Raw genomic sequence first — 17649 nt, 5'->3', positions numbered from 1 at the left:
GCGATCTACTCGGTCCTCTTGAAAACCGTCGTTTGGACGACGGTGAACGTCGTGTCGCATCTCGTCTTCGGGGTCGGGCTCGCGCTTCTTCTCAACCAGGAGATCCGCGGGCGCGCGATCTACCGCGCGCTTCTCATCCTTCCGTGGGCGATGCCGCAGTACATCACCGCGCTCACGTGGCGGGGAATGTTCAACTACGAGTACGGAGCGATCAACCTGATGCTCCGCGGGCTTCACCTGCCGCCGGTGCCGTGGCTCTCGAACGCCAACTGGGCGTTCGCGGCGCCGATCCTCGCGAACGTCTGGCTCGGGTTTCCGTTCATGATGGTGATCGCCCTTGGGGGCCTCCAATCGATCCCGAGAGAGCTTTACGAGGCGGCGGCGATCGACGGGGCGTCGTGGGGTACGCGGCTCCGGAAGATCACGCTTCCCTTGCTCAAGCCGGTCCTCGTTCCGGCGGCGATTCTCGGCACCATCTGGACCTTCAACAACCTGAACGTGATCTGGCTCGTGACGAATCAGGGAGAGCCGGCGGACAAGACGCACATTCTCGTCACCTATGTCTACAAGGCCGCGTTTCACTACTATCGCTACGGCTACGCGGCCGCCTTCTCCCTGGTGATCTTCTTTATTCTGCTCGTGTTCGTGATCGCGTTTCTCCGGGCGTCGCGCGGAAAGGAGGCCGGGGCATGAGCGTTCGGAGGCTCCGGTCGATCGTTCTGCATCTCGTCCTCGTTCTCGTCACGCTCGCCACAATCTATCCGGTCGTTCAGGTCTTTAGCATCTCTCTCCGACCAGGGAACCGCCTCTACTCGACGTCGCTGAGCATCATCCCCGAGGGAGCGACGCTGGAGGCCTACCGGATCATCCTCTTCAACAAGCCGTTTCTCCTTTGGATGCGGAACTCGATCCTCGTGTCGATCGCGGTGACGATTCTCGGGGTCGCGCTCGCCTCCACCGCCGGCTACGCCTTCTCGCGCTTCCGGTTTCCCGGGCGCGGTGCCGGAATGCTCGCGTTTCTCACGGCGCAGATGTTTCCGGCCACGATGCTCCTCCTGCCGCTATTCGTTCTTCTTCGCCGGTTCGGGCTCGTCGACACGTTCCCCGGGCTCGTGATCGCGTACGTGGCGACGGCGCTCCCCTTCTGTGTCTGGACGATGAAGGGGTACTACGATTCGATTCCGGTCGAGCTCGAGGAGGCGGCGATGGTGGACGGGACGAGCCGCGTCGGAGCATTTCGGCGGGTGACGCTCCCGCTTTCGGCGCCCGCGCTGATGATCACGGCGCTCTTCAGCTTCATCTCGGCCTGGTCCGAGTTCATGGTGGCCCGCGTCATCGTCCAGTCGCTCGGCCTCTATACGCTTCCGCTCGGCCTCGAGTCGCTCGCCGGGACCTTCCAGACGGAATGGGCGAACTACTCGGCGGGCGCGCTTCTGGTCTGCATTCCGGTCCTCGCGCTCTTCCTCGCGCTGAACCGCTATCTCGTCTCGGGGCTCACCCTCGGCGGCGTGAAGGGGTAGAAGAGAGAAGGCTCGCTCAACGGGCCGACCTCCTCCTCGGGGACGCCTCCGAACGCGCGGCGCGCGTTCTCGGCTCCGATCGCTCGGCCACCCGCCCCCGAGGGGCGGGAGCCTTCGGCTCCGTTGTCGAGGGGGCGGGTACCCGGCCTCGTCGATCAGGCCCCGAGGGGGAGGTCGGCCCGTCGAGCGAGCAAGAGCGCGCACCGTCAGGGTTGTCCTTTAGATCGACGATGCAACCACGGCGGGTGGCGGCGGCAGGTGTCCGCGAGAAGCGCAGCGACCAAGGCTCGGCGACTCGCGAGCATCGAGCGGACAGCCGCCGACAGGACCCGCCGTCCGGCCATTCAGAACGCCACCACGGCGGGTCACGGAGGGAATGGGGTATCAGGTACCGAATTCAGGTACCGAATTCACGCGCGGTATGTTTGAGCAAGCGAGCCCCGCCCCTCGGCTCCGGACTCTTCCGTTCTCGCCAGATCCCATGCGTCCTTTTTGGCTGCTGCCCGCCCAGGGCCTGTGCGTCGCACGATTCGATGGCCGAAACTACTCCGTCGAGTCGGGCTCGGCGTCGTCCGGCTCGAGCTCGATCGCCGCGGAGTTGATGCAGTAGCGGAGTCCGGTCGGCGCGGGACCGTCGTCGAAGACATGCCCGAGATGCCCGCCGCAACGGCTGCACAGCACCTCGGTTCGCACCATGAAGTGGCTCCGGTCGGTTTCTTCATCGATCGCGGCCGGGTCGGCGGGCGCGGTGAAGCTCGGCCACCCACAGCCGGCGTCGAACTTCGTTTCGGACCGAAAGAGAGCCTGGCCGCAACCCGCGCACACGTAGGTTCCAGGATCGGTCGCGTCCCAGTATCGCCCGCTGAACGGGCGCTCGGTCCCCTTCTCGCGAAGCACACGGTACTGCTCGGGGGTGAGAATCCCCCGCCACTCCTCCTCGCTCCTCACGGCCTTCCTCTTCTCCGTCATCGCGCTTCCTTTCGTGGGGACCGCACCCTTGTCGGAGCCGCCCGCCTCCGGCATCCCCCCGCCCGATCGGCAAGAGAGGGGAGCAAGAACAAGAGCCGCCAGCAACGCTCCGAGCCCGATCCTGTTCACGCGCGTCTCTCTCCCGCGTTCCGGTCTATCTGCCCAAGAGGTACGATCGATCGGTCCGTCGCGCCACTCGCAAGGCATGCCCGCTCCGGGCAGGAACCGGTTGAGCCCCACGCGCCGATGCCCTAACCTAGACGCGCCGAACCCCGGCTTCCGACTTGGGAAGGAGGTTCACATGTTTCGCCGCATCAACGACTTTCTCGATGCCTACCGGAGCCTCTCCGAAGGCACCTCGCGACTCCTGGACGCGATGGACGACCGTGCGTTGGGACCACCGGTCGCGGAGGGCCACCGCACCCTCGGCCGGATCGCCTGGCATCTCGTCACGACCGTCCCGGAGATGATGGCGAGAACCGGCCTTCCGCTTTCATCGGTCGACCCGCACGCTCCTCCCCCCGCCTCGGCGGCGGAGATCGCCTCCGCGTACCGTGCGATCTCCCGCGAGCTCGCCGATGCGCTCGCGCGCGGCTGGGGCGACGGAGCGCTGGAGAAGACGGACGACATGTACGGAGAGACATGGCCGCGCGGCAAGACGCTCGCCGCTCTCCTCAGCCATGAGATGCACCATCGCGGCCAGATGACGGTTCTCCTCCGGCAGGCCGGGGCGAGGGTGCCGGGGCTCTTCGGCCCGTCGAAGGAGGAGTGGGGCGCGTACGGGATGCAGGAGCCGCCCTATTGAGAAAGGCCGCGCCGGACAAGCAAGAAGCGCCGGCGGAGAGACACAATGCGTGAATTGTTGAATGCTCAAGAAGTGCGCGTTCTCGGTTGCCTCGTCGAGAAGGAGCGAACGACTCCGGAGTACTATCCGCTTTCCTTGAACGCCCTCGTGAACGCGTGCAACCAGAAGTCGAACCGGGATCCGGCCGTCTCCTGGCTCCACGCGGATGTGGCCGCGGTCGCGGACGGCCTCCGCTGGAAGGGCTGGGTGGTCGTCGTGGACGAAGCGGGGAGCCGCGTGGAGAAGTACCGCCACGCCCTCGCCGAGAAGACCGGCCTCTCCGCTGCCGAGACGGCGATCCTCGCGGAGCTCATGCTTCGCGGAGCGCAGACCGCCGGCGAGCTCCGAACCCGCGCGAGCCGCATGGCGCCGCTTGGCGGTCTCGACGAGGTCCACGAGATCCTTCGCGGTCTCGCCGAGAGGGAAGAGCCGTGGGTCGTGCTCCTTCCCCGGAGAAGAGGCTTCAAGGAAAGACGGTACATGCATCTTCTTTCCGGACGCCCGGAGGCGCTCGACGAGGAAGCGGACGAGGAAGCACCCGAGCCGGCTCCCTCGGGCGGCGCGGCCGAAGACCGCATCCGGGCGCTCGAAGGGGAGGTCGCCACGCTCCGACAAAGGGTCGCCGCGCTCGAGACCGCGCTCGGGATCGAGAACCCGTCGACTGAGCCGAGCGCGTAGCCGGCGCGGGCGTGAACGGAACGCCGGATTGATCCGTCGGATCGGGTGAACGGAGGGGTCGGGTCGGGGCCGATTCAAATCGGTCCGCCGGTTTCGGCGGAGGAGCGCGGCCGTGAACAGGCAAGAGATCACCGTTCGAATCCGCGAGGCGCTTCCGATCGTGCTCCTTTCCGCGCTCGCGGCTTGGCTTCCCGGGTGCGGGGACGATGGACCGCCCGCCGGTCCGGGCGACAACCGCTCGCCGGTCATCGACTCGGTCGCCATCTCGAGCGATTCGATTCTCGAGGGGGACACTCTTCGGATCACGGTCTACGCGCACGATCCGGACGGGGACACTCTCGTCTACCTCTATCAGGCGGCGCACGGGATTCTCATCGTCGGCGGCTTCGAGGCGCGCTGGGTCGCGCCAAACACGCCGGGCAACTACTCGATCCTCGTCTCGGTGATCGACGGGAAGGGGGGCGTCGACTCGCACCCGGTGGTCGTCGTGGTCGTCGACCGGCCGACCGGAATCAGCGGGACCGTCTCCTTGGCCAATCCGTCCGGCCCCTTCGACCTCGCCGGCGCGCGTCTCGGCCTCTACACGAGCGAAGCCGCATGGTGGAACAACAACCCGTGGTACGCGGAGCTCATCCCTGAGAGCGGAGCTCGCGTGCACAACTTCGTCCTCACACCGATCCCGCCCGGGCAGTACTTCCTGGACGTATGGAAGGACACGAACGCGGACGGAATCCGCGAGGGGTCGGATCTCTTCGGCTTCCACGGGACCGGGTCTCTCGACTGGCCGGAGCTTCATTTGATCGAGGTGCGGGAGAACGCGATCACGATCCTGCCGGGGACGATCGTGGTTTCGTGACCGCGCGCGCCGGCGATGCTCGTCAGGAAGACGCCGCACACCGATAGGCGGCCGAGCCCCTCGGGGGCGCGGGTCGAATCCGATCGGTGAATTTCGTTCCCTTCTCGTGTCCGACCTGCTATTCTGGACGCATCCTGACTGAGAGCGTTCGGATCGACCCGAGGATGCGATTTCCTTGGTCCTGACGGGTCGTCTTCCGTGGACGTTCTTGAACCGGAGCTCGGAGCGCAAAATGGCGAAGATCATCGACAGCACCATCGAACGGCTTGCCAGGGCAAGAGCGCACCCGACCGACGTCTGGCAGGGAGGGATCTTTCGCACACCCGGATGGATCACAGAGGAATCCGAGTCCCCCTACCGTGCGTGGGCGGCGCTATGGGTGAGCGCGGAAACCGGGTTCGCCTTCGCCGGCGAGCTCATGAAGCCCGAAGAGATCGAGCCGGTCCGCGCAATCGAGTTGATCGCAAAGGCCGCTTCGAGAGGCGGTCTCGCGGGGTACCGACCGAGGCGACTCGAGGTGAGGGATCCCGCGCTCGCGGACTACCTGCGCGGTGCTCTCTCAGGACTCGGAGTGGAAATCTCGATCCTCGAGCGTCTCGACCGGATTGATGAGTTTCTTCATCAGGCGAGCGTGCGGATGTCCGGTCCGCTGAGCGTATGCACGTCTCTTGCGGCCCGCGGCGTCACGGTGGAGCGAATGCGCGCATTCGCCGAGGCGGCGGCCGCGTTCTTCCGCGCAGCTCCCTGGAATCATCTTACGGATCAGGACGTGATCCGAGTCGAATCCCCTTGTCCCGAGCGGGGGCTCTCTCACTTCCTGGTCCTCGGCGCGGCCGGCATCGCGCGCGGGCTCGGGTTCTATCCTTCGCTCGATGAGTTCGAGGCTTTCTTGACGGATGATGATCCGCGACAGTACGCCCTCGCCCGGGACTCTTGGCACATCGATTTCGACCCGATCTGGTCGATCCCCTACCCCGATGCGGATCTTTGGGAGGAACACCGATTGCCGATCGCATCCGCGGACGCTTACCCGTGCGCCTACTGCAGCGAGAAGTGGATGTCCTTCCGGCGACCCGATTCCTCGCAGCTCGCGTTTCTCGAGGGGTTGCTCCTGGCGCTCGCCGAGACGACCGAGGATGATCTCGACCGAGGGCGCTGGAGGAAGAAGGTGACGACCTTTGACGGCCGTGCGGAGGTGACTCTCGCTCTTCCTTGGCTTCTCGATCCTCGCCTGGAGGATGCGCGCTCCTTGGTTCGGGGATTCCCCGATCGTCGCCTCATGGAAAAGACGATGCGCGCCGCGGGTCGGATCCTGGAAGGAAAGAAGGGCGCTTCGATCGAAGAGCTGAACGAGATCCTCAGGAAGGAACTCTCGGGGGGAGAGCCCCCGTCCTTCCGAACGAGCACGCCAGAGGAGAAAGCCCAGGATCTCTTCTATCGCGCGCTCGAGGCGGACGGTCGTTTGCAGATCAAGCTTGCGCGACAAGCGCTCGCGATCGACAAGGACTGCGCGGATGCCTATGTGCTCCTGGCGGAGCGGATGCCCGATCGGGAGCGAAAGCTCGATCTCTATCGAAAGGGAATGGAGGCGGGCGAGCGGTCGATCGGGAAGCGCGCGATGGTGAGAGACGCGGGCCGTTTTTGGGGGATCATCGAAACCCGTCCCTACATGCGCGCGCGCTTCGGGGTCGCCGAGTGCTTGAGGGAGGGAGGTTGCTTCAACGAGGCGATCGAACACTACGGTGAGCTTCTCCGTCTCAACCCGGGAGACAACCAGGGGGTCCGCTTGATTCTGGCTCCGCTTCTACTCGAGCAGCGAAGGGATGCGGACGCGGAGAAGCTCCTCACCGACCACGCCGCTGACGAGTCGGCGCCGATGGCCTTCGCGCGGGCTCTGTCGGCATTCCGCAGGGAGGGGGACAGCCCGGGTGCTCGCGCGCTTCGGGAGGCGGCCTGCAGAGAGAACCCCCACATGGCGAGATTTCTCACGGGGAAGCGGGAGATCCCGGATCTCCAGCCCGACTCCTATGCGTTCGGGAGCGAGGAAGAGGCGATCGTCTTCGCGCCCGACGCGCTCCCCGCATGGCGGCAGACCCCCGGTGCGATCGAGTGGCTGAAACGCGATCGCCGCGATCGGAAGAAGGCCGCGTCGAAGAAGCGAAGGCGATGAGAAAAGGATCGGAATAGGCCTTGGCCCGATTCCCTTCTCTTCCGTCACGGCCCGAGAAGCGCACGCGTCGTCTTGTCGGCTCTCTCGAAGAGATCCGCGTCGAAGACCGGCAGGAACGGCAAGCAGCGCGAGGGGAAAAAGAGAAGCAGGGGCGCACCGTCGCGGCCGGACCGGATCACCGGGGAAACGAGTCTACGTGCACGAAGGCCCCGGCGGGGTGCCGGGGCCTCGCCGCAAGCCCGTCCATTGGGCTGATCGCAGACCTAGTAGCGACTCTTGGGATATAGACCCTTATCGGATCAAGAGAACCTTTCTCGTCGCGGTCTCGCCGTTCGCTTCGATCCGCGCGAAGTAGATGCCCGAGGAGACCGCGGTCCCATCGTCGGCGGTCCCGTTCCACGCCGCCGTCCGGTATCCGGACGGGAGGGCGCCGTCCGCGAGAGTGGCGACGCGGCGCCCCGCGAGATCGAAGATCGCGAGGCGCACGCGCGCCGAGGTCCCCGCGGCGCCCGGAACGATGAAGCGAATCTCGGTCGCCGGGTTGAACGGGTTCGGGACGTTCCCGAGAAGCGCGAGCTTCGCCGCCGGCACGTCCGCGCCGTCCACTCCCACCGGTTCGTTGTTCGCGTCCGGCTTTCCGTCGTCGTCGCAGTCCACCCGTACCGTGACGAAATTGTCGAGAATAGGCGGCGTCGCTGCAATGTTGTCGGGCGCTTGATCGCCGCCGAGCTCCCCGTTCGGTTCCGGGTCCCAACAGATCGACGCGACGAGGCGGACCGACGCGCCAGGGGGTACGTTCCCTCCCCCAAGACCGTAGAGCACGTCCCAGGGGATCGCCATCTCGCTTCCGCCGTTTGTCTGATAGAAGTGCTGCGAGTCGAATTCGGAGAGGATCGACCCGCTGAAGTCCTGTGCGGTGGTCTTGCTCGTGATCTTCCAGAAGCTGTCCGAATCGTATCCGCCTTGATGCTGATAGCAGCCGTACTGGAAGTCGGCAAGGAACGGAAGCTGCGCGCCCCGCTCCCAGCGGTCGATCGAATCGAGATCCGACTCGCCGTTCGGCCCGCCCGGATCGGTGTCGAGATAGAGGAGCCACGAGTTGTTGTGCACGATGCCGAGAATGCCGAGATAGAGATACGTGCTGTCCCAAGTCATGTAGAGGGCGTTGATGTCGTTCGTGTCGCCCGGGCTCGGCGTCGTCCAATCGCTGTCCCAATAGTCGCTCACGATCCGCATGCCGTTCGTCCACTCGTTCGGATCGAAGTAGCCGTCGATCGTGATCATCGTGGCGGGAGCGACCTCGATCGCCACATCGTGCGTGTTGTCGAGCGCGCGGTTCCCGTTCCCGGCGACATCTCTTACCGTGTTCGCGTTCATCATGAGCTCGAGCGTGTTCGGATTCAGGCTCTCGATGGCGGAGGCGGTCGCGCCGTCGAGGGCGACGTCGATCCGTACGCTGTTGCTCGTCGTGACGACCGCGCAACCGGAGGTGAAGGTGACGTCCGCGATGCCGTCGTTGTCGTCGTCCACCTTGAAGCCGGTTACGACCACCTGGTCGTACTTCACCTTCTCGTTGAAGAGAATCGAGATGCGGTTCGGCGTCGGGAAGTAGGTCGCGGAGACGGCGCGCGGCTTCAGCGTGTCGGAGAGCGCGCTCGCCAATGTCTGCAGCTCGGCGATGTTCCCCTGGCCGTCGGGCGCCGCCGTTTCGCCCGCGAAGAGGTACATCTCGAACTGGCCGCTTCCGAAGAGCTCCTCCACGCCCATGAGCGTCGAGTTGTACTGCAGGTTGTGGCGCGCGCCGCCGTTGCCGACGACGATTGCCGCGGTCGCACCCGAGTTCGGGTTCCGCTGGCCGAAGTAGGCGCCCGAGACCGGCGACGCCGACCACACGCGGTCGGAACGCGCGTTCCAGATGAGATCGAGGAGATCAGGGGAGAAGCCGCTCTTCACATAGACGTCTTGCCCCGCGGCGTCGTACACGACGTCGAGGTACTTCTTGCCAAGCTCGAGGTTCAGCCGCTTGGTCACGTTCGGGTGCGCGATGTCGAGCGCGACCTTGTTCCCCGAGCCGGAGACCACCGAGATCGTGTAGAGATCGTGCTCGCGGTCGAGGCCCGCAACGCTGACGTCCGAGAGACCGCCGACGTGGTTCCCCTCGTTGTAATCCCCTTCGGTATCCGTCCAGTACACGTTGCAGTTCCCGATGACCGAGTACTCATCGCTCGTCTCCTGGGCGAAGAGATGGACGACGCGCCCTCCGATCGGCTCGATCACCGCGAAGAGCTTGTCGTTGTGGATGACCCCCTCGATCTGTCCGTCCTGATCGATGTCCGAGAGGTAGGCGCCGGTCGCGCTCGCATAGTCGCCGTTCGCCCAGCGCGCCGCCTCGGCATAGACGTTCGCGTTCTTGATCTTGTTCGAGTAGCGGTAGATCCAGCCGCTGATCTCGCTTCCGTCGTGCCAGCCGGTCTCGTGTAGGTTGGTCATCATCACGTACCACGCGGTCTCGGAGAGGTCGTTCGAGGGGCTCGCCATGATCGTGTTGTACGCGTTGTTCCAGATGGTCCCGTAGTTCCAAGTCGGCGTGTGGAAATCCCACACGTGCGCCGGATCGTTGTATCCCGCCCAGTGGATGTACCACGAGTTGTTGCCCCCCCCGTATCCCCACTTGCCCCCGAGAAGTCCGTAGGTTCCGTTTTGGATCGTCGGGTTCGAGATTCCGGAGATGAACGGACCGTGGTGGATGACGTCGGAGAGCTTCCAGACGGCGACCGTCCCGCTGTTCAGCCGGCACTGGCGGATCACGTTGATCCAGTTGTTCAGCGCGTACTGGTTCCACGCGCCCTGGCTCACTTCCGCCGGGATCTCCCAGTCGTTCCCGTAGACGAGGATCTCGTCGGGGGAGAGGTTCAAGATCATGTTCCACGCGCTTCCCCAGTCGTTGTCCATCGCGCCGACGAAGTCGCCGTCCATCGGGATGAACTTGAGGCCGTTGGAATGGACATAGACGTGGCGGTCGTTCGCCCAGTTGTTGTAGTAGTCGAGATGGATGTAGTCGTCGAGGAGCACCGCGCGCACGCCGTGGTTCATCCAGTTGTCGAGGAGCGTATTGTCGACGACGCCGCCGCTCGCGGTGATCCCGTTTCCGTCGTTGTCCGGGTTCTCAAGCCACACGCGCTCGGGGACCCACGCGACGACCGCCGTGTCCCCGTAGCGCCAGTCGGACATCACTTTCTCGATGTGCACCGCCCAATCGTTCATGTTGTTGTGCACGAAGGGCATCATGTGCTGGGCATAGGCGGATGTGATGATGTCTCCCCATCCCTGGGCGACCGCCGAAGCGATCGAGTCGTTGAACTCGGGGTTGTGCCACTCGGCGCTCGTCTGAAGCTGTCCGGCAAGGTGGATGTTCAGCGGGATGTTGTAGTAGCGGTGGCAATCGAGGATCTCGTCGAATCCGTCGTCCGGGTTGTTCGGATCGCCCGGATAGGACGCGTTTTCGGCGCGCTCCCCGTAGAACACCGATGTCCAGGTGAGTCCCTGATTGCCGTGCACCATGAAGGCGACGTTGCGATCGCCCGGGCGCGAGGCGTTGTCCGCCTCGATCGCGTCGAGAAGCTCGTCCCCTTGCGCGGTGAAGACGTAGAAGCGAACCGGTGTCCGATCGCCCGCGGCGGCCGCCTCCGCGATCTTCTCGTATGTCGCGCCGATCTTCCCCGCGGCGCGGATCGCCGCCTCCTCGAAACCGCCGGGAAGATCGATCGAACCCTCAACCATGTCGTGCCGGAGCGAAACGTGAACGCGCCGTACGCGGTCCGTTTCTCCCTCGCCGAACGAGGGGTCGAGCAAGGTTCCTCGGAGCGCGCCGCCTTCATCGTATTCGATGCGAAGCACGCGGTCCCAAAGGACGGGCGCCTCGCCGCGAATCCCGTCGGGAAGCGCGCGCGCCCCTCCGTCCATGTAGTCGAGGGCGATGTAAATCTTCGTGTGCGAATCGTTCATGTGGTTGGCGGTTTCGTCGGACGATCCGATGTCGAAGAGCTGAACGCGGAACGCGAGACGGTCGACGTTCTGGTCGTAGTAGAAGGCCATGAGGTCGGCCGCGCGCGCCCCGGGTCGGGCCGTGTCGTAAACGGGCGCGAGCGCCTTCGCGTGCTCGGGACGGTAGGCGGTCGGATCGCCCGCGGCGTCGATCCCCGGCGCGGGAGCGGGGGAGGAAGGGGCTGCTGAAAGAGGAAGGGGGATCGCGAGAGAGACGGCCAGAAGACAGTACGCGACGGCGTGCGCGAGACGCATGAGCTTTCTCCTTGTCGGACGAACGTTCGGGGAGCGGCAAGCGGGAGACGGGCGCCTCGCCCGCGGGCGGCAAAGAGAGGCCGTATCTCCCGAATCTCTCGAGAATTGTAACATTATTGCGTCTGCGGATCAACCGGCGCGGGCTCGCCCTCGGCTTTCGGAAACCGGAGGATCGTTCCGGAGAACGGTTCGAGCGGGAGCCGAAGGACGCCCTCCTCGAACGCCGCCTCGCGCCCCGCGAAGAGATCGAACGCCGCCCCTGCCTCGAAGGGAAGAGCATCGGGTTCGACGATCACCGTCACGGGCGCGCCGCCCGCGTTCAGGAAGACCGCGAGCCTCTCCTCATCGGTCCACCGCGCGTATGCGTAGACCTTCCCCTCGGCGAGAAGCGTGCGGAACTCCCCGCGCCGAAGCGCGGGGTGATCCCGCCGGATCGCGAGGTAGTCGCGCATGCGCTCGCGGATCGCCGCGCCGCGCGGGGTCTCGAGCGTCTTCCACTCGAACGGGCGGCGGCAGTCGGGGTCGTGTCCGCCTTCCATACCGATCTCGTCTCCGTAGTAAACGTGAGGGACGCCGACGTAGGTGGCCGCGAAGAGGGACGCGAGAAGAAGGCGCCGCGTGTCGCCTCCGGCGAGCGTGAGAAAGCGCTCCGTGTCGTGCGAGCCGAGGAGGTTCATCGCGCCGAGAACGGAGGGGAGCGGATAGCCGAACCGTCCGCCGGCGAGTTGTCGATCGAAGACCGACGCATCGAGGGTGCCCCGGGCGAAGAAGGCGAGGCAGGGTTCCCGGAAGTAGCGGTAGTTCATCGTGGCGTCGAAACGGAGCGGCGAGAGATCGGCCGCAGCGTTCCCCCAGAGCTCGGCGATCACGTAGCCGTCCGGCTTCACTCGCCGGACTTCCTCGCGGAAGATCCTCCAGACCCAAGCCGGCACTTCATTCGCGACGTCGAGCCGGAAACCGTCGGCGTTCATCTCCTCCAGCCAGAAGCGGACCGCCGCGCGAATCTCCTCGAGAACAGGCTCGTTCGGCATCGCCTCGGAGATCCGCGTCGCCGCCTGTTCGGTGGCGTTCGGCCGCGAGAGATCGAGGTTCAGGTTGGGAAGATCGCCGTGTCCCCACCAGCAGTCGTAGTAGTCGCTCGCCTTCTCTCCTTCCGCGAAGGTCTCGGGGAGCGGCCACTTCCTCCACTCGTACCAGAACCAATAGGGCGAATCCTTCCCCTTCTCCACGCAGTCGACGAACGCGTAGTGGCAGTTCCCCGTGTGGTTGAAGACGCCGTCGACGACGATCCGCATCCCCGCCTCGTGAGCGGCGTCGGCGAGCTTCCGGAACGCCTTGTTCCCTCCGAAACGGGGATCCACCTCGCGGTAGTGGCACGCGTCGTACTTGTGGTTCGATTTCCCCGTGTGGAGAGGGTTGAAGTAAAGAATGGTGACACCCAGATCTTTCAAGTAAGGGAGTTTGTCGAGCACCCCCTCGAGGTCTCCCCCGTAGAACGAGAAGTAGTCGGGGCGGCCGTCGGTCCGGTAGGGGCTCTTGGACAGTCCGGAGATGTCGTACCAATCCTTCACGAGGTGATAGTGCTCGCCGTTCGTCTTCCCCCCTTCGGGGAGGGTCGTCTTCCCCGCGTAGTACGGCTCGCGGAAATCGGGGTCGTTCTTCTTGTTCCCGTTGTGGAAACGCTCCGGAAAGATCTGATAGAAGACGCCGTCGACCACCCAGTCGGGGACGGAGAAGAGGGGGGTTCCGATCGCGTTGATCTCGAGAAGCTGCGCGTCGCTCGCTTCCCGGGCGAGCCCGGAGCGCGTCACGACGCGCGAGGAATCCCCGTCGGCGAGAACGATGCCGAGACGTCCCTCTATGCCGGGACCCGCGTCCAGCTCGCCGCGAAAGTAGACATAGCGGCCGTCCCCTCCGAGCGTGCGCATCGGGATCCGGCTCTCGGAGCCTCCCCGCCGGAAGAGGATCTCCGCTCCGGTGACGTCCCCCTGATGGGCGCGCGCGGTCACGACGACGCGCTCCGCCTCCGTGCGCACCGCGCTCACGTGCTCCGGCGCGAGGGAGAGCGTCCCTTCCCAGATGCTCCCGTCCCCCGCGCGGAGCGGGATCGCAGGGAAGCGGTCGTCGACGACGAGGATCGAGTTGAAGCCGCCGAAGCCGTCGTCAGTCGTCTTCTCGTTCGCCGGGTCGTGATACCAAGAGCCGTCGGCGACGAACTTGTACTGATACTCGCCGGGAGGGAGCGCGAGGCGGACGCGGAAGCGCCCTTCGGCGTCCGGTCCGTCCATCGCTTGGGCGTCTGGTTTCCAATCGTTGAAGGTTCCGGCGAGGAAGACGGCCCGGGGGGTTCGGTCGAGCCGGAACGAGAAGAGCACATCGCGGATCTTCGCGGCCGGCGTCTCCGCGCCGCGGGCGGCGATCCGAACCACGCCGGGCTCCGGAGCGGCCCCGGCGTACACGACCGAGTTCGACGAGCCGTACGGGTTCGGAACCGATTCGCTCGCGTTCGGGTCCTCGATCCATACGCCGTCCACGATGAACTTGTATTCGTACCGACCCGGCGGGAGCGCGATCGTCTTCTCGTAGATCCCGTCTCCGTCCGGGTCGAGCATCGGGTCGGCGGAAGGGTCCCACCGATTCCATTCGCCCGCGACGAAGACCCGCCGCTCGGGCCCGCCGGCGTCGCAGCGGAAGAGAACGGCGGTCTCCGCGCGGGCCTCGAGGGCTCCTGTGAGGAGAACGAGGAAGTACGGTAAGTACCGTGAGAAGGATCGGTGTCGCATTGTTCGCTCCTTGTTTCGGGCACAGGCCCTTCTCGATCATAGAGTCCGCCGTCCCGTATCTCAAGCTCCGCGATGTTCCTTGACTCTCGATCCGGGCGGCTGCTAACCTCCCTGCCGAAAGGACCGGCCGCTTTCCGAGCGGCCTCTGGTTCCCATGCGGAGAGTCATCGCAACGCTCTTCCTTTCCTCGCTGCTCGTGCTTCCGGCCCTCGCGACGACGGGCGCGGATCTCTCGAACCGCATCGCCATCGACGGCTACTCGAACGACTTCGAGGCGGACGAATTCGTCTTCGTCGACACCCTCATCGATGTGAACGGTGACGGGATTCTCGAGGTCGTCGCCCAGGAGAGAGACAACGACTCGAAATGGGGCTTCAATAACGACATCAACCAGATCAAGATCACTTGGGACAACGACAATTTATACGTCGCGGTCGACGGGATCTCTTGGGACAACAACATCATTCTCCTTTTCGACTACCGCCCCGGCGGTCTCGACAAGATGACGGAGCTGAACTCGTGGCGCCGGAACTTCGTGTTCGCGGGAAACCTGTATCCCGATCTCTTCCTGGCCACGTGGGACGGAAACCCGACCCCGCAGCTCTGGCGCTTCGCGCGCGAAAACCAGGTGACGCAGGTCGACATCTCCCTCCTCGAGACGGTTGCGACCTTCGCCCAGGGGAACACGGGGCGATCGATGGAGGTGCGGATCCCCTGGCCGGTCTTCTACGGGGAGACGCTCGAGCGCCGCTGGGATCCGATCCAACGCGATTCGGTTTACGTTCTTCCGGGCGGGCTCGACGAGGTCCGGTCGATTCGGGTCGTGGCGATTCTCACGGCCGGGCCGGACGGCACGGGCGGTCCCGACTCGGCGCCCGACAATCTCGGCGGACACACGATCGAGTCCTCGAACCAAGTGACCATCGACAACTTCGCGATCCTTCCGCTCGACGATACTTCCTACGTCACGGGCGATGGACGGAAGGTGTTCGTCTGGGAAGAGAGCGTGGTCGATACGCTGCCTCCCGACAGCCTGGCCGATATCGGCGCCGGCATCACGGGCCGTCGCACGTTCGCCTTCACGCCCCCATTTCCGCAGAAGAACTTCACGTTCAGCTCCCTGACTCTGCTCCGCCCGGTCGTTTCGCCCGAAACGGGTGACTTCTTGCGGTTCCGATACACACTCGCTCCAGAGCCGGACTCGACCGACGTCTTCGATCGCATCCGGGGCATCTATGTGACCGCCGAGATCTACGACATGCGCGGCCAAAGGGTCCGGCTCCTCTACGAGTACGATCTCCGATCGGTGGTGTGGCCGGGTGATCCGGAACGGGATTATTGGGACGGGCGCGACGAGAGCGGGCGCGTCGTTCCCGGCGGCATCTATCTTCTCCGCTTCGTCGTGGAGCCGGGCGTGTTCCGGACGACGAAGGCGTTCTCGGTGGTCCGATGATGAAGAAGGCCGCTCTCTCTCTGCTCCTTCTCGCGTCCCTCGCTCCCTCGAACGGAGACGCGTACTTCGATCGGCTGGAGACGGGCGCGCGGGCGGTTGCGATGGCGAAGACGTTCCATGCGCTCGCGGACGATCCGGCCGCGGTCTACTGGAACCCGGCCGGTCTCGCCTGGCAGAGGCGCGCGGCCGTGCTTCTCGCGCACAACCGGCCCTACGTCGTCGAGGATCTCTCGACCAACTTCGCCGCCTTCGCGCTTCCTCTTCCCCCCGCGGTCGGGACCGCGGGCGTCGGCTGGCACCGGACATCGCTCGCAAACGTGGTCTCCGAGGATCTCTTCTTCCTCTCCGCCGGCCGGCGGGCCTCGATTCCGGTGCTCGGCGATCTCGGAATCGGGATCACGGGGAAGATCTTTCGCGTCGGGTACTCCGATTTTCGCGACTTCGAGACTTCGGAGAGAGTCGACTACGGCTCGCAGACGAAGCTCGCCGCGGACCTCGGGGCGATCGTGCGGCCGCACGGCGACCTTCGGATCGGCGCGATTGTCCGGAACGTGGGGGAGCCGCGGTTCGACTTCGTCGATGGAGGGGGAGGGACGCGGATGAGTGCGGAGGTTGAGGGTTCGATCACTTATCTATGGAACGAAGCCTCCCTCGTCTCCGCGGGCTTCGCGACGAACCGAAGGGGGGATCTTTCCCCCGCGGTCGGCGGCGAGGTCCTTTTCTTCGATGTCTTCGCCCTCCGGAGCGGGCTCTTCGATCACGAGTATTGGGGCGGGTTCGGCGTCCTCACGGGGACCTGGTTCTTCGACGCGGGGTTCGCGACGCACAAGACGCTCGGCGTCTCGTACACGGCGTCGATCACCGTCCCGATCGGGAGAGAGCGATGAGGAGTACCGGCGCGCTCTCGTTCTTGCTCGCGCTCCTTCTCGGAGCGGCGTCCTTTTCGGCCGACGCGGGGACGGTGATCGAGGGAGAGTACCAGCTCCAGCTCGACATCCGAAAGCAGGACCGCTTCTTCCCGTGGGATTTCGAGTCGAACAACAACGACACGTACGCCGCGAGCCAGTTCCGGATCTTCTCTCAGCCCCGTACAGGCGTCGAGACCTTCGTGAAGTTCGAAGCGGATTGGTACACGGGTGGGAACGAGAACGATAGGCCCCTCTTCCAGTATCGGGAGAGCCACGCGCGCTTCCACACGCCGGTTACTTTCCCCCGCGGCAAGAAATCGATCGCAGAGGTCTATCTCTTCTCGCGGCAAAATCGGTATTGGGTGGAGAACCATCTCATTCGTGTAGTCGATCCTGAGATCGTGAAGGACTCTGACAACGCCCAGGGGTTCCGCCTCAACCTCAAGACGGAGAATTGGGCGGACGTCTTCACCTACATCATGAGCGACTTCTCCAGCCGGTCCCGGGTCGGGGGGGGCGTCACACCTTCTTCCTCGGACGATGCACATATTGTCCGGTGGCGACCTGTGCTCACCAATCGAGTTCGTTTCGGAGGGACGTATGCGAGAAGGACTAGCGATCCAGCCACCGATGTTGACTACTCGGAAGTATGGGCCTTCGACGGTCGCTATGCACTCGGCAACGCCGATCTATACCTCGAGTACTCGAGCACCAAGCAGGTAGGGACGGATCAGTACGATGAGGACGGGTTTCACTTCGGGGAGTGGAAGATCGACCGGTTTTCGGCGGTTCTTCCACGGAACTCGGCTCTCAAGGCGGAAATCAGAGCGCTGACCATTGGAACTCCATCGCTGGGCTACTACAATGTTGCCCCGTCCTACTACTATTACGGTCCTGATCACGTACTCGCGTTGGGTCGTGAGTGGAATGACGACTACAGAGCCCATATCACTCAAGATCTCGTCGGGTTTGGCGTCAACACATGGTATCTCTTGCCGAAACGTGCAATCACGATCACCGTGGACTATCGGGAGTCAGGCCGCTTTGTTTATGAGAAGAAGGATGTGAAACGCTGGCGCACCGAGATCTACACGGAGTACGTCAACGGGTTCACGAGCAAGCTGTGGTACGACCGGAGACGAACGGTCGACACGAGCAATCCCCTCTTC

At 64.7% G+C, this 17649-nt stretch carries 12 protein-coding genes; 9 read left to right on the top strand and 3 right to left on the bottom strand.

Features of this window, described 5'->3' with window-relative positions:
• Both FJY73_10735 and FJY73_10730 read left to right on the top strand, forming a co-directional pair.
• On the top strand, nucleotides 1–693 hold a 693-nt coding region (locus FJY73_10735; protein ID MBM3321140.1), incomplete at its 5' end, for a sugar ABC transporter permease.
• Nucleotides 690–1520 carry a sugar ABC transporter permease gene (locus FJY73_10730; GenBank protein ID MBM3321139.1) on the top strand — a complete coding sequence of 277 codons (831 nt, stop codon included), beginning with the start codon at nucleotides 690–692 and terminating at the stop codon, nucleotides 1518–1520. The genes FJY73_10735 and FJY73_10730, both read left to right, overlap by 4 nt.
• Before the next feature lie 543 nt (nucleotides 1521–2063).
• Here the strand turns inward: FJY73_10730 and msrB are convergent.
• Entirely contained in the window at nucleotides 2064–2489 is a 426-nt protein-coding gene (gene msrB / locus FJY73_10725) for a peptide-methionine (R)-S-oxide reductase MsrB (protein ID MBM3321138.1), read from the bottom strand.
• Between the two features lie 301 nt (nucleotides 2490–2790).
• Between msrB and FJY73_10720 the strand changes: the two genes are divergently transcribed.
• The 4 genes from FJY73_10720 (at nucleotide 2791) to FJY73_10705 (ending at nucleotide 7037) form a co-directional block, all read left to right on the top strand.
• Nucleotides 2791–3294: a DinB family protein gene (locus tag FJY73_10720; GenBank protein MBM3321137.1), complete on the top strand. Its 504-nt coding sequence runs from the start codon at nucleotides 2791–2793 to the stop codon at nucleotides 3292–3294.
• A 45-nt stretch (nucleotides 3295–3339) separates the two neighbouring features.
• Nucleotides 3340–4011: a YceH family protein gene (locus FJY73_10715; protein MBM3321136.1), complete on the top strand. Its 672-nt coding sequence runs from the start codon at nucleotides 3340–3342 to the stop codon at nucleotides 4009–4011.
• 112 nt (nucleotides 4012–4123) lie between these two features.
• Nucleotides 4124–4867 (top strand): hypothetical protein, encoded by a 744-nt coding sequence (locus tag FJY73_10710; protein ID MBM3321135.1) that lies wholly within the window; start codon nucleotides 4124–4126, stop codon nucleotides 4865–4867.
• A 232-nt stretch (nucleotides 4868–5099) separates the two neighbouring features.
• Entirely contained in the window at nucleotides 5100–7037 is a 1938-nt protein-coding gene (locus tag FJY73_10705) for a hypothetical protein (protein MBM3321134.1), read from the top strand.
• A 291-nt stretch (nucleotides 7038–7328) separates the two neighbouring features.
• Here FJY73_10705 and FJY73_10700 read toward each other — a convergent pair whose 3' ends face one another.
• Nucleotides 7329–11336 (bottom strand): T9SS type A sorting domain-containing protein, encoded by a 4008-nt coding sequence (locus tag FJY73_10700; protein MBM3321133.1) that lies wholly within the window; start codon nucleotides 11334–11336, stop codon nucleotides 7329–7331.
• Nucleotides 11337–11449: 113 nt separating this feature from the next.
• Entirely contained in the window at nucleotides 11450–14119 is a 2670-nt protein-coding gene (locus FJY73_10695) for a DUF3459 domain-containing protein (protein MBM3321132.1), read from the bottom strand.
• 154 nt (nucleotides 14120–14273) lie between these two features.
• On the opposite strand from FJY73_10695, the gene FJY73_10690 reads away from it, so the two are divergent.
• The 3 genes from FJY73_10690 to FJY73_10680 form a co-directional block, all read left to right on the top strand.
• Nucleotides 14274–15572 carry a hypothetical protein gene (locus tag FJY73_10690; protein MBM3321131.1) on the top strand — a complete coding sequence of 433 codons (1299 nt, stop codon included), beginning with the start codon at nucleotides 14274–14276 and terminating at the stop codon, nucleotides 15570–15572.
• Entirely contained in the window at nucleotides 15569–16459 is an 891-nt protein-coding gene (locus FJY73_10685; protein MBM3321130.1) for a hypothetical protein, read from the top strand. Before FJY73_10690 ends, FJY73_10685 begins: the two co-directional genes overlap by 4 nt.
• On the top strand, nucleotides 16456–17649 hold a 1194-nt coding region (locus FJY73_10680; GenBank protein MBM3321129.1), incomplete at its 3' end, for a hypothetical protein. The genes FJY73_10685 and FJY73_10680, both read left to right, overlap by 4 nt.

This window comes from Candidatus Eisenbacteria bacterium (assembly GCA_016867715.1).
In the GTDB taxonomy this organism is placed as follows: Bacteria; Orphanbacterota; Orphanbacteria; order Orphanbacterales; family Orphanbacteraceae; genus VGIW01.
The sequence above is the reverse complement of the archived record's forward strand: the minus strand, read 5'-3'. Positions and strand labels throughout refer to the sequence as shown.

Coding starts and splice junctions, on each gene's coding strand:
- FJY73_10700 (MBM3321133.1), bottom strand. CDS start 11,336: ATGCGTCTCGCGCACGCCGTCGCGTACTGTCTTCTGGCCGTCTCTCTC.
- FJY73_10720 (MBM3321137.1), top strand. CDS start 2,791: ATGTTTCGCCGCATCAACGACTTTCTCGATGCCTACCGGAGCCTCTCC.
- FJY73_10730 (MBM3321139.1), top strand. CDS start 690: ATGAGCGTTCGGAGGCTCCGGTCGATCGTTCTGCATCTCGTCCTCGTT.
- FJY73_10685 (MBM3321130.1), top strand. CDS start 15,569: ATGATGAAGAAGGCCGCTCTCTCTCTGCTCCTTCTCGCGTCCCTCGCT.
- FJY73_10690 (MBM3321131.1), top strand. CDS start 14,274: ATGCGGAGAGTCATCGCAACGCTCTTCCTTTCCTCGCTGCTCGTGCTT.
- msrB (MBM3321138.1), bottom strand. CDS start 2,489: ATGACGGAGAAGAGGAAGGCCGTGAGGAGCGAGGAGGAGTGGCGGGGG.
- FJY73_10705 (MBM3321134.1), top strand. CDS start 5,100: ATGGCGAAGATCATCGACAGCACCATCGAACGGCTTGCCAGGGCAAGA.
- FJY73_10715 (MBM3321136.1), top strand. CDS start 3,340: ATGCGTGAATTGTTGAATGCTCAAGAAGTGCGCGTTCTCGGTTGCCTC.
- FJY73_10695 (MBM3321132.1), bottom strand. CDS start 14,119: ATGCGACACCGATCCTTCTCACGGTACTTACCGTACTTCCTCGTTCTC.